The following is a 26,572-nucleotide window of genomic DNA, read 5'->3' on the forward strand; positions in this document are numbered from 1 at the left end:
TCAATGGGATCCGGCAGGAGGGGTGATCCGGGCACGCAGCACCGCCGCATAGCCGCCGGCACCGTGTTCAAGGCAACGCGCCACACGCCCGATGGTGGTCACGCTGATCCCGGTATGATCGTGAATCTCGCGGTAAGGCCGGCCTTCGAGCAGCAATGGCACCACGCGCCAGCGGTCGGCCAGCGCCTCCAACTCGGCTGGGGTACACAGGTCACGGAGAAAGGCAACGACTGCAGCGCTTTCTCCAAGACAGGCAAAAGCCTCGGCCAACGCCTGTAAAGCATCGCAGGTATCACCATGGGGGCGGGAAATTGGACGTGGCTTCATCGGGGAATCTTATAGCGAGCTATTACATTAATACAACCCTACAAGCGAGAAGCAGTCGCGTGAAACGCCATGATGCAGGCTGGATTAGCAGCAGACTGCAACGCATGCCATGACCTGTTTGCATTCAATCACCTTGGATGTGGCTTGCTTCAGACAATCAAGCGTGGCCATGCAAGAGCACGCCGCCGCCATAGACGCGGCTCAATGCCCCGCTGCATCGCTGCGCCGCCGGCCATACTGAGCACTTGTCTCACCTGGGCACCTTGCGGACACCTCCTATTGGGCCTGAAGCAACTCATTGATTCATCAGAATCTAAATACACTTCAGGTGACTGATTCAGATCAGCACACGGCCATCAGTAACACCTCAACAACGGACGTACCCGTTGTATATTCGGCACCTCTGTCTCTTTACATCTTGATTTAAGCCGGCAACGGCGCTTGACCGCATCTCACATGGACGCTGAGGATGGCCGTCTGCGGGGGGGACGGCCACTGTCCGAAGCAGGCCCGGGTGGAAGCATCAGAGGAACGCTCACCCAGCCCTTTTACGGGCTACCAGGGCAACCCAGACGCCCGGTGCTAATCGAAAGTCGACCAATCCACGCACGGCGTGCAACCCCGTCGGAAACATCAATCAAGAACGGCGGCGGGTCACCAACCACAGCAGCAACAGCAGGTGCTGTTGCATGCAGATGCGATCGCCTCAACCGCTCTCCCCTGAACACCGCTCCCCAGACATGACCGCGCCTTGTCTGGCACATGGAACGCCATTCCCACAGAGCGGACATGCTCACATGACCTTGGCCTGTTCCAGTTCGACTTGCAACGCACTCGCCAATTCCTCGCGGGCGACCTCAAACTGCTGTTCACGTTTCAGGTCCTTGACCGCCACCACCCCACGCGCGCGCTCATCCTCACCCGCCAACACCACGAAACGGATCCCAGCACGCGACGCATACTGAAATTGCTTGCTAACCTTCTTTGCTTCCATCTGTACTTCGGTATTGATGCCACCCATGCGCAACCGCCGGGCAATATCCAACGCATCATCCAGTCTGGCTTCATCCATCAATACAACCATCGCCTGCACACTGCTCTCGGCAATACCATCAATCAACCCAGCATCGCGCAGTTGCCAGAACAACCTGGTCAACCCGATCGAAATGCCCACGCCCGGCAATTTCGACTTGGTGTAATGATTCGCTAGGTTTTCGTAGCGACCACCCGAGCAGATCGAACCAATCTGTGGATGCTCAGTGAGCAAGGTCTCGTAAACAGTGCCGGTGTAGTAATCCAAACCGCGGGCAATCGAGAAGTTCAGGCAATACGCATCCTCGGGGACCCCGAGCGCCCTGACCAACTCCAGCACCTCACGCAGTTCAGCCACACCTTCGCGCAGTACATCGTGCGCACCCGGCCCCGACGTCCCGTCCAATGCATCCAGCCGGGCCAATGCATCCGCATGGCTGCGAGAACGCATGGCAACAAAGGCAAGGATCTTGTCGACCTGCACCGCAGGAATGCCGAAACCCGGCCCCATCAGCGTGTCTCTCACCGCAACGGCACCGCGTTTATCGAGCTTGTCGACCTCGCGCAACACCGCCAACTGCAGCTCGTTCTCAACCACACATTGGCTCTCAAGAAAGCCACGCAATAGCTTGCGGTTGTTCAACTGCACCTGGAAGTCACCAATCCCCAGCTCGGAAAACACCGCATGGATCACCGCCAGCACCTCGGCATCGTAGCGGATGCTGAGGGTATCTTTGCCAATCACATCAATGTCGCACTGATAAAACTCACGGAAGCGGCCGCGCTGAGCACGCTCGCCGCGATAGACGCGCTGCATCTGGTAGCGCCGGAACGGAAAGGTCAAGGCGTGCTCATATTCGGCCACATAGCGTGCCAGCGGTACGGTCAAATCGAAGCGCAACGCCAGCTCCGGCAGACGGTTATCTCCGGACTCAGCGGCATTGGCCAGAGTGCCGGTGGATTGCACGAAATAGACTTGACGCTCCGTCTCACCACCAGACTTGGTCAACAGGACATCAGACAGTTCAAACACGGGCGTCTCTACCGGCAAAAATCCGAAACGCTCATAGTTGCGGCGGATCACGTCCAGCATGCGCTGGAAAGCGATCTGTTCGCGGGGCAGCAGTTCCAAGACGCCAGGCGGCGTGCGAGGCTTGATCACGAACGAAACTCCAGGAAAAACAAAAACAGATAAAAGCAGGCAGCCATTTTACCGGCTGCGGTCCCTGCAGATGACATGGCATGCTCGGAAAATCCTAAAATTTTGCAGCATGTCCGCCGCAGCGCCCGGAGCAGGGGCCGATCTCATCCAACTGAGTGAAATACGCCTCAACATGGTCTGTAGACACACGGCCTGGGCAGCGCTGTCGCAGCGCAGGATGACGATACGGAACGAAGCAACGCATGCACAGTCTTAGGCCAGCCGGCAGCACGGCTACTAGACCGCAGTCCTCACTCTGACCCACTCAGCGAGATCAAGGATCAAAACCAGATCCCCACTGACTACCGGCACCACACTCCAACTTCACATCGCCAGCAGCCATTGCCGCAACGCCGCGTATTCCGGCGCCAACGGTTCGGCCCGCGTGGGGCGTTGCAGCAGCATCTCCAGCGGTGCCGGCACCGGCACCGCTGTACCAATCAAAGGCTCTACCACCTGCTCGAATTTAGCGGGATGCGCCGTCGCCACCACGGCCCAATCGCCATCCACCCCCTGCGCCCGCAACTGCTCAAGCACATACACCGCCGTGGCGGTATGCGGACAAAACACTTCACCGTAGCGGTGATGGCGCGCCATGATCGTCTCGCGGATCGCCGTATCATCCACTGCATGCGCGGCAAAAGCGGCACGTAACGCGGCATCATCGCCCCGATACAACCAACGCAATCGCTCGAAATTACTGGGCGCGCCAACATCCATCGCATTGGCCAACGTCGCAACACTCGGCTGCGGTCGGTAATGCTCTCCGGAGAAATAATCAGGTAGCACACGGTTAGCATTCGTCGCCAGCACGATCCGGCCTAAGGGCACCCCCAATGCACGCGCCAGCATCGCGGCCAAGGCATTGCCGAGATTGCCGGTCGGCACGACCAAGTTCAGCTCGCGACCACAGCTTGCACGGTGCATCAACGCCGCATGTGCGTAGTAGCTCATTTGCGGCAGCAACCGGCCCAGGCTGATGCTGTTAGCGGAGCTCAGCGGCACGGTTGCCTGGAGGCTGGGATCGTTGAGCGCCTGCTTGACCATCGCTTGACAGTCATCGAACACACCCGCCACACGCAAGGCCTGTACATTGTCGCCAAAACAACCCAGCTGGTGCGCCTGACGTGGCGATACACGCCCATCCGGGTAGAGCACGACCACACGCAGCCCCGGTTGGCGATGAAATGCAGCCGCCACCGCCGCCCCGGTATCACCGGATGTGGCGACCAGAATCGTCAACGGATAGCGCGCATCACGGCGCAGCCGAGTCAGACACGCGGCCAGAAAACGCGCGCCGAAGTCCTTGAAGGCGGCGGTGGGGCCATGAAACAACTCAAGTACATAGTCTCCAGATGTCGCCAAAGGCAGCAGCGGTGCGGGGACATTAAGCGCTTCCGTACAGATCACCGGCACATGCACGTCCAGCGCATCACCAGCAAAGAACGGGGCTAATAATGCGGTGGCGGTCTTAATGGGATCTGCGCCGTGATTCAAGTCACCAGGGGGTGGCAAGCACTCGGGGACGTACAACCCGCCGTCTGGTGCTAAGCCGGCAGCGATCGCCTGACTGAGGGTGACCACAGGGGCGGTGGTGCGGGTGGAAAGAAAGTTCATTGGGAATAGATCGTAGCAACGGAAAGGAAAAATCTTAAGGATGCAACGCACTCATAGCAGGCGCGCTCCTGGACTGGCCAGTGGCGTCACCCACGCCTGACTGGCCAGGCCGGCACCAGCGAAGCCGGCACACACGGCTGGCGCGGCGGCTTCTGCAACGCGCCGCGTCTCGAACCAGGCAAACACGCTGGGGCCAGCACCAGAAATACTCGCCCCCATCGCACCAGCTTCCAGTGCAGCCTGTTGGGCCGCAGCAAAACCGGCGATCAGCGGTGCACGGCGTGGCTCGATCAGCACATCACGCAGCCCAGCACGCACCAGCCCGGCATCACCGGCATGGCAACCCGCCAACACCAACGCTAAGTTGGCGCTCTGTGTGACAACATCGGCCAGCAGATAGGGGGCTTTCAGAACCTCGCGTGCACGGCGTGTTTCCAGCAACGCATCCGGATGGACAAGCAAACTGTGCCAGGCAGCGGGTACTGTCACCGGCACTAGCCGCTCCAAGGTACACAGTACGAGCCCACCGAGAAACATCGGCCCCAGGTTGTCGCCATGACGACTACCGCTGGCGACCGCCTCGCCATCCAGTGCATAGCGATACAGTTGCTCACGGGGCAACGGCTCATCCAGCAGTGCGTTGGCCGCCATCAGGGCAGCCACGCAAGAGGCCGCCGAACCGCCCATTCCGGAACTCAACGGGATCCCTTTTTCGATCTCCAGTTCAAAGCCAAAGGTCAAACTCAAGTCGCGGTGCATGGAAAGCAACGCTGCACCGGCTGTATTGCGTTCGACGTCCAATGGCAACGATTGCGGAATACCGCGGATTGCGACGATACGTACCTCCGGTGTATCAATGCGCCGCACGGCCACAGTATCGCCGACCCGATCCATGGCATAGCCAAGCAAGTCAAACCCAACGGCAACATTCGCCACCGACGCTGGTGCGAACGCACGCGCCTGACACACTCCGGGCACCGCTCGAGAGGCGCCCGTGGCCTCTTCCAAGATCCGATTCACAGGCGTGCACCCTCGCCAGCCGCAACCCGAAGCACATCGGCGAATACACCCGCTGCGGTCACCTCCGGACCGGCTCCCGGACCCTGTACCACCAGCGGGTTTTCAGAATAACGGCGCGTGGTGAATTGCACGACGTTGTCAGTGAGACGGAGATTGCCAAAGGCATGGCCAGGCGGCAATTCAACCAAACCGACACTAGGGACGTGCCCCGGGGACAACTGTGCGACGTAACGCAATACACAGCCGCGCTGCTTCGCGGCAGCCAAGCGCTGTGCGAAGGTAGCATCAACCTCACCGAGCCGTGTCATGAAATCCTCAACGTTGAGTTGACACAATGTCTCTGGCACCAAGCTTTCTACCGCAACATCCTCCAAGCTGATATCACGTCCAACCTCTCGCGCCAGAATCACCAGCTTACGCGCCACGTCGATTCCAGACAGGTCATCCCGCGGATCCGGCTCGGTATATCCCATCGCTCGCGCCTGCACGACCAACTGGGAGAACGGGACGCTACCGTCATATTTGTTGAACAGCCAGGCCAGCGTTCCGGAAAAAATACCTTCGATCGAGGTGACGCTATCACCGGTATCCATCAAATCGCGCAATGTCGTGATGACCGGCAACCCTGCGCCAACCGTGGCTTCGTAGCGGAAACGTGCACCGCTGGCATCTGCAGCAGTGCGAATCGCGCGGTAGCGCAACAAGGAACCGGAGCCGGCCTGCTTATTCGGGGTCACCACATGGATACCGGACGCCAGCCAGCCGGCATAGCGATCCGCCACCTCGGCACTGCCACTACAGTCAATGATCACCGCATGCGGCAGATGTGCTGCCTGTAAATGTGCGGTAAAGCGATCCAGATCGGCCACCTCCGGTGCGGTGGCGAAGGCCTCACGCCAGTCACCGCTCAGGCCACGTTCGTCCAATAACATACGCCGCCGTGAAACGATCGCGCGTAACCGCAAATCCAAATTCGCCTTGGACAGCAATTGCGGCTGTGCCGCACGTAACTGGTCCAACAGTGCCTCCCCAACGTGACCCGGGCCAATCACACCAATCGAAAATGTCTGCGGCGATAACCAAAAAGCAGCGTGGGCAGCACGCAGTGCCTTGGTCGCATGTTGACTGTCGATGGCCACCGAAATATTGCGCTCGGAAGAGCCTTGAGCAATGGCTAGAATGTTGACATGAGCGTGCCGCAACGATTCGAACAAGCGCGCCGCCACACCCAGGTGACCCGTCATGCCGTCACCCACCGCCGCTAACACGCTGATAGCGTTGGTGAGTTGCACACGCTGAACATGCCCTATCGCCAACTCGTGGGCGAAGGCATGCAACAGCGCATCACGTGCACGCTCGGCCTCAGTTTGGCGCACGACGCAGCAAATCGAATGCTCGGAAGAGCCCTGCGAGATCATCACGACAGACACACGTGCATTGCGCAACGCAGCAAACACACGTTCGGCGGTACCAGGGACACCGATCAGGCCCGTCCCCTCCACGTTCAGCACGGCCAGTCCTGGACTCAGGGTCAGGCCCTTGACCGGCCCACTGACCACGCTGTCAGAGGTGATCCGAGTCCCTGAATGGCCAGGTTGAAACGTGTTTCGAATGATGATCGGTATCCCCCGTTTCATCACTGGCGACATGGTCTGTGGATGCACCACTTTGGCACCAAAATAGGCCAACTCACACGCCTCGTCGTAACTCAGGGCGTCGAGTTGCACTGCTTCCGGTACCACCCTTGGGTCCGCCGACAGCACCCCATCCACATCGGTCCAGATGTGCAGTTCGTCAGCCTCGAACAACGCCGCGAAGATAGCCCCGGAATAATCACTCCCGTTGCGACCCAGTGTGATCGCGCGCCCGGCACGATCACACGCAACAAAACCGGTCGCCACCACACGCCGCTGCGGATGCTGCACACGCCAATGCGCAAGGCGCTGCGCACTCGTTGTCCAATCCACTTCCACACCAAATTCGCCGGGATTGACCACAAGCACTTCACGCGCATCCAGCACCACGCAATCCTCACCGAGCAACTGGAAATACTGCCCAAGCAGCTGCGCAGAGTACACCTCACCCAAGCCCTGCAAGCGGTCCAGCACTTCGCACGGCAACATTCCGATGACGGCCAATGCAGCCAACATCTCATGGAGTTCGTTAAAACGGGTATTCAACCACGCTTCCACCGTGCCGGCTTGCTCTCCAAGCAGTGCCACGGCTGCGTCGCAATGACGCGTGCGGGTTTGCTGCCACAGCGTCTTCCACTCGGGAGCATTCCTGGCGGCCTGTTCAGCCAGTTTGATCAACACATCGGTTACGCCCTTCATCGCAGAGACGACGGTCACCTGCACAGCCTCCTCACGCGCCAACAGCAAACGTGCCACATGACGATAGCAATCGGCATCGGCAACCGAGGTTCCTCCAAACTTGTGAACGACAGTACGCGGGACGTGGACCGGAGTTTCAACGGTGGACAGCCGGACAGCAGACGATGACATCGACAGACCTCATGATGGAGGCCCCATCCGCATCAGGCTGAGGGTTTCCCCCGCAACCTAAGTCGGGTGCGGGGCCGTGGTATTCGGAAGTTACGCGAAGACGACGGGCCGCACCGGGCACATAATGTTGGTGCGAGTCGTGGCAATCATGCCGACTATCCCAGCAACACCGATGCCCCGCCAAGCCGCAGGCATAGTAAAGATCAGATAACAGCCGGACTTAAACATGCCGTGAAGAAACCGCAGCAACCCTATGGCTGTCAAGAGGCCATCCACACTTGCACCACCTCGACCGCCAGCAGCAGCATAAACCATAATACGATCAAGGAATTAAACTCGCACTTGCAGGCATGATCGTTACAATAGGAATCAAAAACAGGCACAGACAACGGCACAGTTGCGCGAATGCGCGCTGCCGTCTGTGCTCACAAGGCCTACGGATTGAGCATCCATGCATTGCAAACGACGACACCGCATCATGCAGTCGCGCTCAGCCCAGCAAAGTCTCCAGCACCGCCATACGTACCATCACACCATTCCTAGCTTGGCGCAGGATCCATGACTGCGGACCATCAGCCACTTCATCGGTAATCTCTACACCGCGGTTCATTGGCCCCGGATGCAATACCACCGCATCCGGAGCAGCGCGCGCCAAACGTGCTGCAGTCAAACCGTATTTGGCATGGTACTCCTCGAACGACGGCACCAGCCCTTCCTGCATACGCTCGCGCTGCAGACGCAGCATCATCAGCACGTCCACGTCCTCTAGCATTGCGTCGAGGTCGTGACCAACCATACAACCAGAAAGGATGCCGTCACGGGGCATTAACGCGGTCGGACCGCAGACACGGATCTCACCGGCACCAAGCGTACGCAGCGCGTGCAGGTTCGAGCGTGCAACACGCGAATGTTTGATGTCACCGACAATAAGCAGCTTAAGTCTGGAAAAATCGTTGCCCTTGGCCTGACATAAGGTCAACATATCCAACAACGCCTGAGTCGGATGGGTACTACGGCCAGCACCTGCATTGATGAGCACAGTGCCCTCACCGACTACCGCAGCCAACTGTGCGATGACTACATCCTCAGGATGGCGCACTATAAAACCGCGCACCCCCATTGCCTCCAAGTTCTTTAATGTGTCGCGTGCGCTCTCACCCTTGCTCGTAGACGACATTGAGATATCAAAATTCAATACGTCCGCTCCCAAACGCTGCGCAGCCAAATGGAACGAGTTGCGGGTACGCGTGGATGGTTCAAAGAAGAGTGTGCATACCGCCATACCAGCCAGCACGTGACGCTTGCCCACATGGTCAACCGTGACAGCGCAGTTCTGGGCAGCACAGTCAAGTACCTGCAACAGTGTGGCACGCGGCAGTCCTTCCAAAGTGAGCAGATGACGCAAACGTCCATTTGAATCTAATTGCATAGGAGTAACCGCTCGAGGTTCGAAAAATCAAGGAAGCGACGTCGCCTGCGTGGGATCGGCAAACCAACGCTCAACGATGACTGCAGCCGCTATAGCATCCAATGTGTCAGCATCGCGGCGGCGCTTGTACCCTGCTGCACGCGCATCGGCGAAACGGTGTGCCGCCTCGACCGAACTGGAACGTTCGTCAACCAACACCACAGGCAATCGATAGCGCTCACGCAGCTGGCGAGCAAAAGCATGCACGTGTTTGCGCATCGGCTGGTCTTGGCCATCCATGGTCAACGGATCACCAACCACCAAACCAACCGGCCGCCAATTGCACTTCACACGATCCAGCGCATTCCAATCCACAGCAGCGCCATGCACGTCGATCACCGCCACCGCACGCGCGCCAACACCCCATCCACTGCCGACCGCTACGCCAATCCGACGTGTGCCGACATCAAACCCAAGCACAATACCGTCGGGGAATATGGGCGATGCCTCAGGCATGCCCTGTATAGTCCGTTAACCGAAATAAATCCACGCCAATGCGTCCCGCTGCACGCTGCCAACGCTGATCTATCGGGGTGTCGAACAGCAATGAGGCATCAGCCGGCACCATCAACCAATTGTTTTCGCCCAGCTCGAACTCCAGTTGCCCGGCCCCCCAACCCGCACAGCCAAGCGCGACCAACGCCCGGGGAAGACCACACCCTGCAGCCATTGCTTCGAGTATGTTGCGTGAGGTAGTCAGATACAGACCGTTGCCAATTGACAGACTTGGATTCCACGCGTGTTCGCTGTCATGAATGACGAAGCCGCGGTCCGGATGCACTGGGCCACCAGCCAACACAACCTGCCCACGCAGTGCCTCATAGGCGGTGTCAATCCCCATTTGAGACAACACCTCACCAAGCGTGTATTCAGATGGCCGATTAAGCACCACACCCATCGCTCCATTGCCATCGTGCTGACAAATCAACGCGACGCCACGTGCAAAATGTGGATCCGACAGCGACGGCAACGCAATCAGCAACTGATTGACCAGGGAAATAGTCGGCAGGGACATAACCACATTCTATCGTTCTCGCTGCACCCGCGCCTCAGAAAATAATCCCGCCGTCGTATCTGATCATCCACCTACGTCTCATCCTGTTCCATTGCTCTTGCAGCCACGCCGTCGCCGTCACGATGGTCGCCGGCTTCGCTGCGATAGCCACATGATCGACATGGGACAAACCATTGCGAGGTGCCAAGATCATGGCCCTACCGTCACTGCACATTCGATGATTTTGGACCTGTTCATTCCTGGCGCAGCGATCATGCTGGTTAGATTATTGACGGATCAAGGATCCAGCTCTGTTCAAATCATATTTAGCCATTGCCCCACTCTGACTACACTTGCTAAACAAAAGGCTCTAACAAACACAGTCGCCTATCAATCAGGGTTAAAACTTCTCATCTTCCGGACACACCATGAGCCACCGATACTGTGCCGAGAAAAAAGCCATTGGATCATTTTGATGCGCTGATCTGCTGGCACCAACGTCTCTCACCACACAGGTTACTTAAGCTCCCACCACATCCAGAAAGCGTCCCATAAGCGCTTTAAGAATCCCCCCTTCTCGACACCAGCCATTGCTACTAAAGGTGCCTGTGCGACGACCTTACCATCAAGCGTGACTTTCACCTTACCCACCGACTGCCCCGGTTTAATAGGTGCCTCAAGATTACGCGGCACCTCGATACTGGGTTTAAGATCGTTATAACGGCCACGCTGTACACTGACGAGTAGCGGACGCGCCACCCCCAACTGAACTTCGGCAACCTGCCCCTTCCATACCTTCTGTTTAATCACCACCTTGCCAGGCTCATAGAGGTTGTGAGTCTCGAAAAAGCGAAAGCCCCAGTTCAACAAGGCCAGACTATCCTCTGCACGCTTCTTCTCGGAAACATCACCCATCACCACGGTCAGGATGCGCTGATCACCACGCTTGGCCGAATTCATGATGCAATAGCCTGCCTCGGAAGTATGGCCTGTTTTGATGCCATCCACCGATGGATCACGCCACAGCAGCAAGTTACGGTTCGACTGTTTGATCCCGTTGACCACCAGCTCCTTCACTTTGTTATAGGCGTAGGTTTCTGGAAAATCTCGGATCAGCGCACGGCCAAGCAGCGCCATATCGTACGCAGTGGAGTAATGACCCTCAGCAATCAAGCCTGTGGCATCGACGAAGTGCGAATTCTTCATGCCAATGTGTTGGGCGTAGCTATTCATCAGCGAAACGAATGCCTGCTCGCTACCAGCCACATGCTCGGCCAGCGCGATCGCAGCATCATTCCCCGACTGCACAATCATGCCCTGCTCCATGTCCTCCAAACGCGCAGTCTTGTTGACAGGAAAGCCGCTATAACTGCCATCGGTCCCAGCGCCTCCGTTGCGCCAAGCATTCTCAGTCATCATCACCTGATCATCACGATGCACTTTGCCGTTCTTGATCTCAGCAGCGATCACATAGGAAGTCAGCACCTTGGTCATACTGGCCGGAGCCAGATGCACATGGATGTTCTCGCCGGCGAGCACTTGACCGGAAGCATAGTCCATCACAATCCATGCCTTGGCCACAGCAGGCGCTGGCGCCTTGGGAATCGGTATTGCGGGAGCGGGAGCAGGCTGTGGAGCCTGCGCAAAAACCAGGCTAACTGCAAACATGGAGGTAACAGCCGCCGAAAAAAGGAATTTCATCAAGGCATGCTCCCTGGGACACCCAACGGTGGTAACTGAAAAATCGTTATAGGCTTCACTTAATTTCTGAGACGTTTATTGAAAGAAGATGAATTCTTCTCGAAGATGTTTCCGCGAGCAAATCTAAAGCTGTCTAGACGCTGAATACTTAAGGAGGCGGGATTTCCATCACCTCCGATGATGTCATGCCATGTAGTCTGCATTCCATCTGATCTCCATACCATCGAAGTACTTCAAGACTCAGGATGTCACTGGCTGAATCACCGAATCGGCCTCCCTTCGTCATGGCTCGAATCCCTGAAACGCATCCCACACCTATAAGCAGACAACATCGCCTATATCGCAACATCCTAAAGACCACAGCTATCTGGCCGCCGTCATCAATCTGTACACAGCACATGTTTGACATGTGGTCGTTGCTCAGTCAATCCACTGCAACAGGTATTCACTCGATATTTGCTCGTTGCCTCGAAGCCAACATGACGGGCTGTTCATTACCAATCACATCAATCGATACGCCAGCAGCACCTCCATCGAAACAAGGGCTTCACCTGGATGTTGTACGAACATGAAACGAAAAGCGCATTGCCAGGGAAACACCCGAACCAAAAAGCTCTTCGCCATGCCAAGACACCCGCATTCAACGCTCGAATCGTGGGTCCATTGCAACGACGATGCTGAAGGCACATTGAAATTGACTGCCTGAGACCAGGGTCCTAGCGACATATTTCATGAAGCAATCTCACTTTCGAGAGGTGCCGCATAACATCCACGCCCTCCTTAACGCCAATGGCGCAAACGCTGTACGAGGGGAAACACTGCCAACAGCAGCTGCCATCCTGCCAAACTCAACTTGGATAGCCACTGATCCACACACTGAATGACAATGACACCAAGGCCAGTGCTGTTGTTTCACTCTGCACGCGAAACAACAAAAATCAGTGCGAACACTGTTGCCGTACTCATCAAGGACACCAGCCAATGGCCGTCATTGCACATCATCGGGAGTAAGCGTTCGGTGTACGCGATCGAGAACCGCGCACACCAGGGTCATCACACCAAATCGAAGCGATCCAGGTGCATCACTTTAGTCCAGGCCGCGACGAAGTCACGTACAAACTTCTCCTGAGCATCTGCCCCGGCATAGACTTCAGCTAACGCACGTAGCACTGCATTCGAGCCAAACACCAGATCAACACGGGTACCAGTCCATTTCAGCACACCGCTGGTGCGATCACGCCCTTCGAACACATCACGCCCTTCGGAAACGGGTACCCAATCCGTGCCCATGTCGAGCAAATTGATAAAGAAATCGTTGCTCAGCGTCCCAAGGCGATCTGTAAACACACCGTGCTTCACACCGCCAACATTGGCACCCAGCACGCGTAAACCGCCGATGAGCACGGTCATTTCCGGTGCAGTCAATGTGAGCAACTGAGCACGGTCGATCAACAGATGCTCGGACGGGACGACATAATCTCCCTTGAGATAATTGCGGAATCCATCCGCAACCGGCTCCAGAGGAGCAAATGAAGCGACGTCAGTCTGCTCCTGAGAAGCGTCGGTACGCCCGGGCACAAAGGGCACCTCCACCGCAATACCGGCACTCTTCGCCGCCTGCTCCACCCCTACACCACCGGCCAGAACAATTAAATCGGCCAAGGAAATTTGCTTGCCGCCCGCTTGCGCGTTGAATTCAGCCCGGACACGCTCCAACGTTTCCAGCACCACGCTAAGCTGCCGAGGCTGATTGACCTCCCACTCCCTTTGTGGAGCCAAGCGGATACGCGCTCCATTAGCGCCACCACGCTTATCCGAGCCGCGAAAAGTAGATGCCGACGCCCAAGCCGTCGAAACAAGCGGCGAAACTCCCAAGCCTGAAGCCAGAATTTTCTGTTTCAGCGCAGCAACGTCCTGCACATCAACTAACAGATGGTTGACCTCAGGAATCGAGTCCTGCCAAATCAACTTTTCAGCCGGCACTTCAGGACCAAGGTAACGCGCACGCGGCCCCATATCACGGTGCGTCAACTTGAACCAAGCACGGGCAAAAGCCTCGGCAAACTGGTCCGGATGCTTATGGAAACGCCGCGAGATCTTTGCGTAGACCGGATCAAAACGCAACGCCAAATCCGATGTCAGCATCATCGGCAATAATTTCTTTGATGGATTGTGGGCATGCGGGATGGTCGCTTCAGCATTCTTAGCCACCCATTGGTGGGCGCCCGCAGGACTCCTGGTCAATTCCCATTCGTAGCCGAACAAATTCCCGAAAAAACCGTTACTCCACTGTGTTGGAGTATTGGTCCAAGTGACTTCCAAACCACTGGTGATCGTATCCTCTCCCTTACCACTACCGAACCGATTGCGCCAGCCCAAACCCTGCTGTTCTAATTCCCCGGCTTCTGGTTCAACACCGACGTTGTCTGCAGGAGCAGCACCGTGAGTCTTGCCGAAGGTGTGGCCGCCAGCAATCAACGCAACGGTCTCCTCATCATTCATTGCCATGCGAGCGAAAGTTTCACGGATGTCTCGAGCAGAAGCGAGGGGATCCGGATGGCCATCAGGGCCTTCCGGATTGACATAGATCAACCCCATCTGTACAGCAGCCAGCGGATTTTCCAACACACGCGAGTCGATGTTCTGATCAGCCTTACCCATCGCTCCACCGTGTGCACCTGGATTTTGATAGCGAACATCGCCCCCCAACCAGGTCGTCTCCCGGCCCCAATACACGTCCTGATCAGGTTCCCAGGTATCCACACGACCACCAGCGAAACCGAAGGTTTTGAAACCCATCGATTCAAGCGCTACGTTGCCAGTGAGCACGATCAGATCGGCCCAGGAAATCTGCTGACCATACTTTTGCTTGACTGGCCAAAGCAAACGACGCGCCTTGTCCAGGCTGACATTATCCGGCCAGCTATTGAGCGGGGCAAAGCGCTGTTGGCCGCGACCAGCACCACCGCGACCATCGCCGATACGATAAGTACCAGCACTATGCCAAGCCATACGAATGAACAAACCGCCATAGTGACCGAAGTCAGCCGGCCACCAGTCCTGTGAGTCGGTCATCAATGCATGCAAATCACGCTTCAACGCAGCGTAATCGAGTTTCTGAAATTCTTTGGCGTAATCAAACGTTGTATCCAGTGGATTAGATCTGTTCGAATGCTGATGCAACAGGTCCACACGTAACTGATTCGGCCACCAATCTTTATTGTTCGTACCTTCAACCACTGCCTGATGGAAAGGACACTTAACGACAGAAGTGGTATCTGGAGATGATGCGCTCACTGCGGACAATCCTTGTAAAAGAAAATAAGCAATAGTTTATAAAAAAATAACGATATGTATAAATTAAATATATACAGCAATACGATAGTTATTAATTATTGAATTTATACCATGTCCAATCATCATCCCTCACTCAACAGCACACATGAATCGTATGATTTTTTCTTCAACTGCCACAAGAAAATGCAATAAAGAAACCTCGCTTCAACGCTTGCCAAGCCATTATTGATCTGCCAATACCATCTGAGTCCCCAAACCCTGTTTAACCCAACCGAATGCGTTAAAGAAAAAAGCCACAACCAATGAGTAGTGCAAACTCCCATAAGCATCGCAAAGCAAGCGTTTGCTAGATTCCTGCACTTTAAAAAACCCTAATATCGAGGTCAGTATTCTCCAAAGATCGCTTGAAGAACACGGCTGATACAATACGACACAGCCGAACCCCGATCCTCATTCAAAAATCGCACATGGCTGGTCTGTTCAAGCCTTTTCGCCAAACGCTTTCGCAAGCGCCCGGTATGCCTTGCGCTGCGTCTCGTTTGTAGCCAGCGGAGCCGTGATTTCCAACTCGACGATCTGGTCGCCTGGTGGATGACCCGGCAAACCACGACCTCGCAGACGCAACTTGCGCCCAGCATCGGAGTCCTGCGGCACCTTCAGCTCCACAGATCCGCCGAGAGTCGGCACGCTAATCGTGGTACCCAATGCGGCCTGCCATGGCGTCACCTGCACCGTGTGCAGGATATTGCGCCCATCGACCTCGAATTGTGGATGCGGCGCATATTCGATCTCTAACAAGAGATGACGACCATAGTTGCCCTGCCCGTTCAGCCGGATAACCTGACCAGGTTGAATGCCTTTAGGGACACGCACATCAAGTTGACGCCCATTGACCGTGATTCGTACGCTACTGCCGGTATAGATTGCCTCCAGTGGCGCCGTCAACTTGCTACGGGTGTCACCAGATGGTGACGCGCCGGCACCACCTCCACTGCGACTGCGGTCAGCACGTCCCCCAGCAAATAAGCTCTCAAAGAAATCGCTAAAATCACCACCCGACGCATTGGCAAACACCTCCTCGAACCTAAAGCCATGCGCACCACCAAAATTAGGTGGAGCATGGAATTCCTCGCCAGGCCGGTACCCTTGCGCGCGCAATTGATCGTAAGCTGCACGCTTCTGCGGGTCGCGTAATGCTTCATAGGCTTCGTTGACAGCTTTGAACCTCTCCTCGGCGCCCGACTCCTTACTGACGTCGGGATGATACTTACGCGCCAGCCGGCGGTAAGCGGTCTTGATCTCAGCCTCACCCGCACTCGGTTCAACACCCAGGGTCGCGTAATAATCCTTGAATTGCATCCGTCACCTCTCACACAAGGAAAAGCCCGTAGCATCGAAGCCACGGGCCCGCCCGATCCGTTCCGGGACACGCGCTGACACCAGTTTGCGGCAGCCAGCACATGTCCAACGAAGGCATGCATCTGCACGCACCCAAACGACATCGCAGTTATTACAACGAAGCGTCGCCAGAGACACCGTTACCAACCTGGATGCGCCGCGGTGTCGTTGCCGGTCGTTTCGGAATTCGGATCTCCAACACACCATGACTGCCACTGGCCGTAATGCCGTCAGCGTCAGCACTGTCAGGCAATGCAAAGCGGCGATGAAAACTCCCATAACGCCGCTCAATGCGTGAGAAACGTTCCGTTTCACTAGACGCCTCACTCTTACGCTCTCCCTGAATCGAGAGAATGCCCTTTTCCATTTGTACCTCTATATTAGCCGGGTCGATTCCAGGCAAATCAGCGTACAACACAAACTGGTTGGGCTCTTCCTTAATATCTACGCGCGGTACCCACTGCGCAGTCACCACTGCAGACTCATCGGTGTCGCCGTTGTGCTCGAAAAAGCGGTCAAACACCTGTCTGATCTCATTCTGCAACGCAGCCTGAGCAGGCCACGGAGTGTAACGGACAACGTTCATCGATAACCTCCGGACATGATTGATTGATGGACGGCTGCAGGCTTCTGATAAAAACACTGCGCCTTAGTCCCACAGATAGGCACAGTGACGTTATTTTCAAGCACCCAGATGCATTCTTTTTATCTGCTTCCATACTCCATTCATCTCAAAAAACAAACTGGGCATTCGTATCAATGACCCGTTACTCAGAATGGCACTCGACTCTCCGAACGCACACATAGTGTTCTTGAGCATTGACCTGCTGTTGGTACCACCGATTCTGCATGACTCCATTCCGGAAAAAATCCGCATGAGCAAGCACACACTCAACAGCACATTAAGACGCACACGCACCATTGCAAACACAGACAAACGCCACGTATTCACCTCACTCAACAATCATTAGATTTGTCGAATTAGGAAATTGAAAAAGTATTGAAGATGCACAACTGATATCTGGCGGAATCGCATTCAAAGTGTGCGCTAGTCAATTTGTAGCTGGAGCAAGCACATCTGCCGGGAAGCAAAACATGGACCCATCTGAAACCTGTCACGACACTCCCAGCAAGGGCTGCCGGAAAATGATCCGCTAACCCGCCACATGCAAACGTGAGTATCACTGAACGCCGACACGCTCAAAATCTTGCTTCTATCAACACACTTTGCACAGTACGTATTAACGGACAACGCGGAACTGTACACGGCTCCAGGCACCATCCTCAGCCAGCGCAGTCAGCACATACGTACCGGGGTCAAGGAAATCTCGCTGAAAGGTGCGACGCCCAACGGTTTGAGCAATCCAGCGCCCATTCAAGAGCCAGTCGATCCGCGCCTCGCTACCCAATGCACGCAATTGCAGGCGCACCGGCTGGGCACTACCAGGTGCACGCGCCAGTGTGGCACCTTCAACGAGACCATCGATGTACAGCACCCCGGCATCACCACGACCATCATCAGAGCAGTCTGGTGCCAGCGGAGGCAATTGCGCCGCGTCACGCTCGGCAGCATCAAGCCATGGGGTCACCAGTGCCGGCCAGCGTGCAATCTGGCGCTCCCTGACCACGTGTGACACACGACAGTTAGGCATCACACGCAAACCGCTACGCGCATCCACCTGGAACCGTTCCAGACCACTACGCCACAGCCGCGCATCACGTTCAGCCAATGTCGGCGGCACCACCCCATCCAATGCGTAAGCACTGTAGCGGCGCCGGCACAACTCCGGCGCAGTGTTGACAGCAGCCAAACCTAGCGGCCAACAGATATCAACCTGCTCCACACTGGCCGGCATCGGCTCCGGGACAGCATTGCCAGGCTCACGCGGCAACGCATCGATCACATCGAACATCAATGGCAACGCGGTGATCGCACCATACTGACCCGGCAACGGAGTACCGTCAGGACGTCCAACCCAGACGCCAACCGTGTAGCGGCGCGTCCCCCCCAGCGCCCAAGCATCACGAAAACCGTAGCTGGTCCCAGTCTTCCACGCCACGGAAGGACGCATCGCTGTATCGAAAGTACCCCTCCCATAACCAGGACGAGGGTTAGCAGCAAGAATTTCGCGCACAATCCAAGCCGCACCAGGCGAGATCAAGCGACGCTCAATACGCGGATCATTAGGGGTATAACGCACCCGTCCGGCAACGCCACCACGATTGAACGCAGAAAAGGCACCCACCAGCTCCTGCAACTGCGTACCTGTCCCCCCAAGGATCAACGCCAAATTCGGGGTGGTACCGCGTGAAAAACGCAACTGCACTCCAGCATGCGCCAAGCGCGCCACTAAGCGAGCCGGCCCAATCCGTTCCAATAAGTCGACTGCGGGCACGTTCAACGACTGTCGTAATGCACTGGCCGCACCAATTGGACCATTGAACACGGCATCAAAATTACCCGGGCGATAATCACCAAAACGCTGTGGCGCATCAACCAACAGACTTTCAGAATGGATCAGCCCCTGGTCCAGCGCCATCCCATACAGAAATGGTTTGAGCGTGGACCCCGGCGAACGCCAAGCCTGCACCATGTCCACCTGACCAAGCCGCTTGGCATCACCAAACGCCACCGAACCAACGTAGGCACGTGCTTCCAGACTTTGATTATCCATCACCAGCACCGCAGCAGAAGTGCGCTCAGGCAACGGCGAGAAGTAGGTACTCACTCGCTCCTCAAGCGTGCGCTGCAAATCAATGTCTAACGTGGTAACAATACGTGCAACCCGTGGCGATTGAGCACGCAGACGCTGCGCCAACAGCGCCGCGTACATCGGCGGTTGCAGTGCACGCGCGACTACCGGTTCAAGCCGCGCATCTTTCACATCTTCATCGGACCAGACACCAAGCACCGCCATGCGAGTGAGCACCTTGTCGCGTGCATACAAGGCTGCCTCCGGATTACGGTCTGGGCGAAACCGGCTCGGCGACTGCGGCAATACCGCTAACAGCGCCGCCTCAGCATGCGACAAGCGTGCGGCCGACTTACCAAGATAGGCCCAGCTAGCCGCCTCAACGCCCTGGATAGTCCCCCCATAAGGTGCACGTTCCAAATACAGCTGCAGAATCTGAGATTTACTCAGATGTACTTCTAACTGCACTGCACGCAACAACTGCCTGAGTTTGCCCCAAGGAGTACGGCCATGCGGCTCAAGAATACGTGCCACCTGCATCGTTAAGGTCGAGCCACCAGAAACAATACGACCATAGCGCAGCCAGTGCCCCCCAGCACGTAACAGTGCCCAAGGATTGATTCCCGGATGGTGCCAGAACATACGGTCCTCATAGGTCAACAGGGCCTGCACGTACAACGGCGACACCTGCGCCAACAGCGCCGGGTAGCGCCATACACCGCCAGCATCAGGGAAGGCACGCAGCGGAGTACCATCTCGCGCAACCACCAGCATGGCCATATCTTGCGAGGCTGGTAATGGCAGTGGGCAAACCAAGTCCAGCACGAGAAGAAGCGAAAGCAGTCCGGCACAACTCCAGCGCAGCCAGGTCAAGGCACGAGAGTCACGCAAACAGCCAAACATCAAGACCGAGAATGATGCAAACACGAACATACTCACTCCTGGACGGGATGGCTATTGTGCCTGCTCCACCAAGAGCTCATAAAATCAAAGCCTTACGACAAGTTAATGGGCGTCTATGAGGTAGAGCAGTCAATGGAACCCTCATTCGCCACCTGAGGATCAAGCGCTCTGCATGAGGAAACATCATTCTTCAGACAGATGATCTCAGCAGCCGAGAAGCCCGTCACAGCAACGGCTTCACCATGATGCGTTGGTCACGATCGGATGCAATCAACGATGCACCAGCGACGTACTCAGGCGTTGTCTTGTAAGCGATCTCCATCGGAAAGGTGAAGGTTCGTCGCATGCAAAGATGCCTTGAATCTTGCGAAGTCAGCAAAAATGCAATGCGACAAAATCGGCAGCAACTCAATACGGGCAGACAGCATCAACCTGTACAGCAACATATCGAAGCAACTGACTCATGGTGAATCATTTAGCATCACAACAGCGGCACGACATAGGCACCTTTCAATACGCGTTTCCAGGACAAAGTTATCTTCAGCAACGAAACCGCTACGGCACCAAACAGCCTTGATCTCTCTGTATTCTCCGTGACACTGGAAATCGGTACACCAGTACACGATGCTCGTACGACGACATATCAAGTCAACGCCTATCAAACGACATACGAGGGATTGTCAGTAAACGCCGCCCGTTATTTACCGCACTGAAGTGTCACCCCTTCTTGATCTGCACATCCGTCTGGATCAGGGATCAACAGTCTTAGCGAGCCAAAACCCAAGTCCCGTTCGCACAGTAGATCTTCCGGAATCCTCAAGCCGACCAGTTCTCCCAAGGTAACGTCACTGGCTGTATGAGGCACGCGGTCACCCGCATCTGTCGATGGCCTAGCTGCAACCACACTGGACTTAGCCCGGATACCAGAGCCAAGTGATATGCGTGCATTCACCTCCGATGCTCACCAGTCGCTCCTCCTTGCAATGACTTAAAAAAATCACGGAAACGGCTGGCGAAAACAATCACAACCTCACCGCTCCACGGAACGAACATACGATCTTAAAAACAAGCAGTGCTCATGGTGTGGTGGTGTCTTCTCTCATGCGATGCAGGGAGTAGAACAGGACGATCTGCAGGAACGTGCTTTCACCGTGGTTACTTTTCATGCAGAAGCAGCATGTCCTTCTGACTGGATACCATTTGATGCACTTCATATAACGAACTGAAAATAAGCAAAGGACAAAAAGATAACAAACACTCGAATGGCTGGAAGACACTGAGCACAACCAGCGCAGCCACTTCAAGCTGCAACGTAAACCACAGGATGAACCCTGAACTTTCTCCGTATATACGCCGATTCTCCCTACATTCGTGTCTACCCATACCGGCTCATCATGCTCTTTCATGAAAGGCATACTGGCGTGTCATCTGCTCTCATCTTTTCTGCGAGCATCGACACAACCATCGCTTCAGGCATTACATTTTCTTGAGCACAGCCATTGGCTTTTCAACACGCTCATCAGCCATCGTTGCCCAAGATCAATCCAATCACGTTTCGCCCTAGACGCTTGCTCTCTTCCAAGTGTCTCCAACATCGGAAAATTCAGAGAAACACACTTTCCACGGTCATGGAGTCATCATCGTTACCTGACTGCAGTAACACTGGGTATTTACAGGTTAACGCCCTCAATCCGTGCAAAACACGCCCCAATAAATTGAGCACCCCCTCTCATTCCACCGAGATCGTATTTCAGAGACCCTTATCTCATCCAATGACCTCGTATTTTTCTTGCTTCTTTATTTGTGTTAGTTAATCATTAAGATGGCGTGTTCGAAGTACTACATACTGCGTTCGTTGCCATCACTATCCCATATCTTCTGGCGGCTGCCAAAGAGCTCCGCTTGGCCGGTGTTTTCCACGGCTGATCAGGACGCTCTGCGACATTCAGAGAGAGTAAACAGAAATGAAATTTAGGCCCGACACTCCACATAAATCGATCGTCGTATCGCTCGCTATTGCGATGGCTACGTTCTCTATCCCCGCCACGGGTTTCGCCCAGGACCAGGAAAAGAATACGAGTACTGCTGCCGTACTGGATACGGTCAATGTGACTGGTACTCGGCTTAAGAGCCAGTCGATGACCGCTTCAAGTCCAGTGGCCGAGATTAATGCCGAGGAATTCCAATACAGCGGAGCAACCAAAGTTGAAGATCTGGTCAACCAATATCCGCAATTGTCCTTGAATTTCGATGGTTTTACCAACAACGGTGCGGATAGTTATGGCACCGTCGACCTGCGTGGCCTTGGAGCTAAGCGTACCCTGACCTTGGTCAATGGCAGGCGCATTCCCAAGGGCATCGGAGAGACGCCAGACATCACCATTATCCCAGCAGCACTTGTCAAACGTGTGGACTTGCTCACTGGCGGCGCATCAGCAGTATACGGTTCGGATGCGGTTGCTGGCGTGGTTAACTTCGTCCTCGACGATACGTTTCATGGCATCAGTGCCAACGTCGGCTACTCAGCATATCAGCACAACAATGACAACAGCTATATGCGCGGTCTGATGGACAAAGCCGGCTACTCTTATCCCAAAGGTGGATCCGGTTTCGACGGTATCTCACGCAATATCGACTTAGCGATCGGTGGCAACTTCGGAGAAAGTGGCCACGCCACTACGTGGCTCACCTGGCGCAAAAACGACGGCCTGTTACAAGGGCGGCGCGACTATTCCGCATGTGCACTCCGCCCAAGCGGTGGTGCCTGCGGCGGCTCGCTCACCGCTGACCCATCCAATTTCAACATCGTCGCACCAGCGGCCGGCACGTTTTACGTGCTGCCTTCAGCCAACGGGACTTGGTCTAAAACCAACACCCCAAACCTTTACAACTATGCTCCAGTAAATTACTACCAACGTCCGGATACCCGCTACACCGCTGGTACTAACATCCAGTATGAAATCAATAACCATTTCAAACCGTATGTTGAAGCGTTGTTCGTTAATCACCGCAGCTCAATCCAATCCGCACCATCGGGTACGTTTTTCACTGATTTAAGCGTGAACTGCAGCACCGCCGTTCTAGGCAGCCTGTGCCACGATGTTGGCATTACCGACAATGCATTCACTGTCTATGTTGCCAAGCGCAACGTCGAAGGCGGGCCACGCACTACCAACTACGACAGTAACAGCGGAAGCATTACCGCCGGTGCTGGCGGCAACCTCATCGGTAACTGGTCCTACGACGTTTCATTTACCTACAACCGCAGCTCTACGAAGGAAGAACGCTTCAAGGACTTTATAACCACTCGAGTACGCGACGCGTTATTGGGTTGCCCGGCCGGTTCATTTGAGGGGTGCGTTCCTTACAATGTTTGGGCAAATAACGTCAGCACAGCTGCTGCACAAGCACTCGAGGGTGTGGGGATTATCAATTACACCACCTCGATGAAAGTACTCAACGGCTACGTCACTGGCGACTTCGGTTATGCGCTGCCCTGGGCGAACAACAAGCCGATCAGCTTGGTCGCCGGTTACGAGTGGCGTACCGAAACCTACACACGTACCGCCGACAGCAATACACAGGCTGGCAATTTTACTGGTGCAGGCGGCCCCACCACCAACGTGAATAATAGTATTAGCGTGAAGGAGCTTTTTCTGGAGAGTGCAGTACCGGTGCTCGCTAATACCGGTCTACTGAAAGAACTTGATTTACAGTTCGGTTACCGCCGTTCCAACTACGATGTTTCTGGTAGCACCAACACTTACAAAGCGGGTTTCGGTGCCAGCTTTGCGGACGGCCAGTACCTGTTACGTGGTGGTTGGAACCGTGCAATCCGCGCACCAAGCATCACCGAGCTGTATGAAGCAAACACCATTGGACTGTGGGATGGTTCCGATCCCTGCGGCGGTGCCACTCCACTGTTCACTCAAGCGCAGTGTGCCAACACTGGCGTGACTGCAGCTCAGTACGGGAACATCACCGCGAACCCATCCGGCCAGTACAACGAGATCAGTGGCGGCAACCAGAACCTCAAGCCAGAAACCGCCGATACATGGACCCTTGGGTTCGCCGCCACACCGATCAAAAATCTTGATCTGAGCGTGGATTATTACAGTATCAAAATTAAGGATACGATCCGCACGATCGGCGCATCGAATATCCTGACTGCCTGTGGTCTGACAAACGATACCAATCTGTGCAGCCGCATCCGCCGTAATACCGCCACAGGCGACTTGTTCATGGGAAGCAATCCAGCCACTTCCGGTCTGGTGTTGAACTCGCTGGGCAACTTCGGTGCATTGCAGTTCCGCGGTATCGATTTGACCGCTTCGTATGCCTGGAACATCGGGCCCGGACGGTTGACCACCAGTATGATCGGCAACTACGTGCTCAAGCAGGACTATCAACCCGTACCCGGTATCAGTGCCAACAATTACAGTTGTGCTGGCATTGTCAATACCGCTTGCGGCAGCACTAACGGCGCTAAGGGAGGGAGCCCGAAGTGGCGACACATGTTGAACGTGCGCTACGGTTTCGACCGTTACACCGTGGGTGCGCGCTGGCGCTATATCGGAAAGATGGATTACGAAAACACGGATGGCACCCCAGGTTCCACCGACACATTACTGGTCAACCGTGGCAACCGGGTTTCGGCCTATCACTACTTGGACTTGAGCGGCTCAGTACAGTTGAGCGATGACATCACCTGGACGCTGGGACTTAACAATGTATTCGACCGTGAGCCTCCCCTGGTCGGCAGTTCGCTGAGCTACAACGGCAACGCGCTGAGTGGCTATGACCAGGCGGGACGCTATTTCTTCACCAGCATAGGATTGAAATTCTAGTTCCAACCTGGTTGTACCCATTGATACAAGCGGCGGCGGGACAACCCCGCCGCCTGCCATTTAGCACTCCGCTCAGATCAACGATGATGCGCCCCAATCAAGACGCCGCTGCAGGGCTTTCAAACGTTCAACCAGGATATCGACGCCAACGGTACGAATGTATTGGATTGGGCCGCGGCGGAACGGCACAAAGCCGGTACTGAAGATCACACCAACTCAAGCAGGTCTGTATCGGCCACCACACCTTCGTGGAGACAAGCCACGACTTCATTAAGTAACCTCAGGATCAGCGTATCCTTCAAGTCAGTCGGAACTTGGTACTGCTGCAACACCTGCGGCTTTTACGCACATCCTCTCTGCCAAACATAGCGCCTCTGGCCGTCCTTGTTGCCACGCCGATCCGGGACTGACCCCAGATGCCACTTCAAGATTCAGCGTATCGATCAGCTCGATTGCCCTCATCGGTATCCCAAATTTCACTGCCACCTCATCAATCACCGGACCTGGAAATCCCCTCCATGTAGGCGGTGACTGCTTCCAGAAGGTAGGGAAACAGCACGCAGTCAACGAGAAAATCCTGGGAACTAAACCAAGCACTGGTAATGGGAGCATTATCCAATGCCTTACATAACACCGCCAAACGATTTCTAGCAGCAGCATCTTTACTCCGTCAACGGGATCGACACAGCACTCACATCCGCTTTTAATTAACGCGCGTTTAGCTTCTGACTGCGCGACGATTGCCTCAATCACCACATCGGCCTTGAAAATACCGGTACCACCAACATCACAGTTGAACCGTTGATGCACTCCATGTGACTCGTTGCCACCCAGATCCTTGAACTGTTCAGTCAAGAAAAAGATGCGGATCAAATGACGCGCTATCGAGGTAGCAGCACACTTGATGACAACCTCACACTCTGCATCTAGACGTGCCTGAATATCACCCCCATGTAAACCCTGATCATGGCGTACGGAGCCGGGTAAGGGTCATAACGTGCCTGACGTACGATCTGTTTACACATCTGTCTAGCCAACAGCTTGGGAGCCAACCAGATATTTGTAATCCACACAATCATGTACCACTCTGAATCACAACGAGTACACCAATCAGCTACGGCAGCACGAGCTACCACCCCAACTCGGGAAAAGACCGAACTTTATCTCGGGCAAACCAATCAGGGTCCAGGCATTATCTGAAGCAATACAGTATCGACAGCACAGCGCGATCTCATACACAAACTGGGGATCGCCGCCACCGTTGGACAGGGCCATTCAACCACGCGCTGAACACGGCCTGGCCGCAGTGGATCACATCGTTGCTCCTTCCCTTGCGGTCGAACTCTTCGAACTCCTTAAGATCCGCACCAACAATGAAGCCCTTCGGTTTATTCGAGCGCATCACAACACCCTTGGGTACGTCCAACACCAGACGCTCGATCAGGTACCCAGCTCCAGTCACACACTCTGCGAGAGCAGATGAAGCCTGACATCCTGATAATCCACGCTCAGGATCACCACACCATCGTCACGCGGTTCTACCCACCAATGGCTGAATGGAAGACCATCA

The 26,572-nt window shown here is 55.3% G+C and carries 21 protein-coding genes; 1 reads left to right on the plus strand and 20 read right to left on the minus strand.

Translation table 11 applies throughout. The features are described from left to right. The 17 genes from PLS229_RS07305 to PLS229_RS12465 form a co-directional block, all read right to left on the minus strand. A complete protein-coding gene (locus PLS229_RS07305) occupies nt 1-327 on the minus strand; it encodes a YerC/YecD family TrpR-related protein (RefSeq protein ID WP_038271184.1) in 327 nt (108 codons plus the stop codon). 548 nt (nt 328-875) lie between these two features. Then, on the minus strand, nt 876-1,118 hold the full coding sequence (locus PLS229_RS07310) for a hypothetical protein (protein WP_038271183.1): 243 nt from the start codon (nt 1,116-1,118) through the stop codon (nt 876-878). Between the two features lie 2 nt (nt 1,119-1,120). After that, a complete protein-coding gene (gene hisS / locus PLS229_RS07315) occupies nt 1,121-2,521 on the minus strand; it encodes a histidine--tRNA ligase (protein WP_038271182.1) in 1,401 nt (466 codons plus the stop codon). A gap of 94 nt (nt 2,522-2,615) precedes the next feature. Next, the gene (locus PLS229_RS11975) at nt 2,616-2,765 is read right to left on the minus strand and encodes a hypothetical protein (protein ID WP_216651940.1); all 150 of its coding nucleotides are present in this window, start codon (nt 2,763-2,765) and stop codon (nt 2,616-2,618) included. Between the two features lie 119 nt (nt 2,766-2,884). Beyond that, nucleotides 2,885-4,177, minus strand: a complete 1,293-nt coding sequence (gene thrC / locus PLS229_RS07320; protein WP_038271220.1) for a threonine synthase — start codon at nt 4,175-4,177, stop codon at nt 2,885-2,887. 51 nt (nt 4,178-4,228) lie between these two features. Next, nucleotides 4,229-5,197 carry a homoserine kinase gene (locus PLS229_RS07325; protein WP_038271181.1) on the minus strand — a complete coding sequence of 323 codons (969 nt, stop codon included), beginning with the start codon at nt 5,195-5,197 and terminating at the stop codon, nt 4,229-4,231. Continuing rightward, nucleotides 5,194-7,701 (minus strand): bifunctional aspartate kinase/homoserine dehydrogenase I, encoded by a 2,508-nt coding sequence (gene thrA, locus PLS229_RS07330; protein WP_051482310.1) that lies wholly within the window; start codon nt 7,699-7,701, stop codon nt 5,194-5,196. The genes PLS229_RS07325 and thrA overlap by 4 nt, the downstream gene beginning before the upstream one ends. A gap of 90 nt (nt 7,702-7,791) precedes the next feature. Next, on the minus strand, nt 7,792-7,977 hold the full coding sequence (locus PLS229_RS07335; protein WP_152536612.1) for a hypothetical protein: 186 nt from the start codon (nt 7,975-7,977) through the stop codon (nt 7,792-7,794). 214 nt (nt 7,978-8,191) lie between these two features. Beyond that, nucleotides 8,192-9,130: an aspartate carbamoyltransferase catalytic subunit gene (locus PLS229_RS07340; protein WP_038271179.1), complete on the minus strand. Its 939-nt coding sequence runs from the start codon at nt 9,128-9,130 to the stop codon at nt 8,192-8,194. Between the two features lie 27 nt (nt 9,131-9,157). Beyond that, nucleotides 9,158-9,625, minus strand: a complete 468-nt coding sequence (gene ruvX, locus PLS229_RS07345) for a Holliday junction resolvase RuvX (protein ID WP_038271178.1) — start codon at nt 9,623-9,625, stop codon at nt 9,158-9,160. Then, nucleotides 9,618-10,184, minus strand: coding sequence for a YqgE/AlgH family protein (locus tag PLS229_RS07350; RefSeq protein ID WP_038271177.1), 567 nt, complete (start codon nt 10,182-10,184; stop codon nt 9,618-9,620). Before PLS229_RS07350 ends, ruvX begins: the two co-directional genes overlap by 8 nt. Before the next feature lie 495 nt (nt 10,185-10,679). Then, a complete protein-coding gene (locus tag PLS229_RS07355) occupies nt 10,680-11,864 on the minus strand; it encodes a D-alanyl-D-alanine carboxypeptidase family protein (RefSeq protein WP_038271175.1) in 1,185 nt (394 codons plus the stop codon). A gap of 1,053 nt (nt 11,865-12,917) precedes the next feature. Continuing rightward, nucleotides 12,918-15,161: a catalase/peroxidase HPI gene (gene katG / locus PLS229_RS07360; RefSeq protein WP_038271174.1), complete on the minus strand. Its 2,244-nt coding sequence runs from the start codon at nt 15,159-15,161 to the stop codon at nt 12,918-12,920. Nucleotides 15,162-15,641: 480 nt separating this feature from the next. Beyond that, nucleotides 15,642-16,520, minus strand: coding sequence for a DnaJ C-terminal domain-containing protein (locus PLS229_RS07365; protein WP_038271173.1), 879 nt, complete (start codon nt 16,518-16,520; stop codon nt 15,642-15,644). A gap of 151 nt (nt 16,521-16,671) precedes the next feature. Then, nucleotides 16,672-17,145: an Hsp20/alpha crystallin family protein gene (locus PLS229_RS07370; RefSeq protein ID WP_038271172.1), complete on the minus strand. Its 474-nt coding sequence runs from the start codon at nt 17,143-17,145 to the stop codon at nt 16,672-16,674. A gap of 655 nt (nt 17,146-17,800) precedes the next feature. Beyond that, complete coding sequence (gene pbpC / locus PLS229_RS07375) at nt 17,801-20,185, minus strand: penicillin-binding protein 1C (RefSeq protein ID WP_038271170.1); 2,385 nt, start codon at nt 20,183-20,185, stop codon at nt 17,801-17,803. A gap of 193 nt (nt 20,186-20,378) precedes the next feature. Further along, nucleotides 20,379-20,501, minus strand: coding sequence for a hypothetical protein (locus PLS229_RS12465; protein WP_267903153.1), 123 nt, complete (start codon nt 20,499-20,501; stop codon nt 20,379-20,381). Nucleotides 20,502-22,119: 1,618 nt separating this feature from the next. Here PLS229_RS12465 and PLS229_RS07380 point away from each other — a divergent pair. Next, nucleotides 22,120-25,002 (plus strand): TonB-dependent receptor, encoded by a 2,883-nt coding sequence (locus PLS229_RS07380; RefSeq protein ID WP_038271168.1) that lies wholly within the window; start codon nt 22,120-22,122, stop codon nt 25,000-25,002. Nucleotides 25,003-25,074: 72 nt separating this feature from the next. Here the strand turns inward: PLS229_RS07380 and PLS229_RS12745 are convergent, their stop codons facing one another. The 3 genes from PLS229_RS12745 to PLS229_RS07395 all read right to left on the minus strand — a co-directional run bounded on the left by PLS229_RS12745 (nt 25,075) and on the right by PLS229_RS07395 (nt 26,464). Further along, the gene (locus PLS229_RS12745; RefSeq protein WP_160165169.1) at nt 25,075-25,212 is read right to left on the minus strand and encodes a hypothetical protein; all 138 of its coding nucleotides are present in this window, start codon (nt 25,210-25,212) and stop codon (nt 25,075-25,077) included. Nucleotides 25,213-25,305: 93 nt separating this feature from the next. Continuing rightward, on the minus strand, nt 25,306-25,857 hold the full coding sequence (locus PLS229_RS12750; RefSeq protein WP_152536611.1) for a hypothetical protein: 552 nt from the start codon (nt 25,855-25,857) through the stop codon (nt 25,306-25,308). A 376-nt stretch (nt 25,858-26,233) separates the two neighbouring features. Continuing rightward, the gene (locus PLS229_RS07395; protein WP_051482308.1) at nt 26,234-26,464 is read right to left on the minus strand and encodes a Clp protease/crotonase-like domain-containing protein; all 231 of its coding nucleotides are present in this window, start codon (nt 26,462-26,464) and stop codon (nt 26,234-26,236) included. Nucleotides 26,465-26,572 lie beyond the last annotated feature (108 nt).

It is taken from the genome of Xylella taiwanensis (genome assembly GCF_013177435.1).
Taxonomy (GTDB): Bacteria; Pseudomonadota; Gammaproteobacteria; order Xanthomonadales; family Xanthomonadaceae; genus Xylella; species Xylella taiwanensis.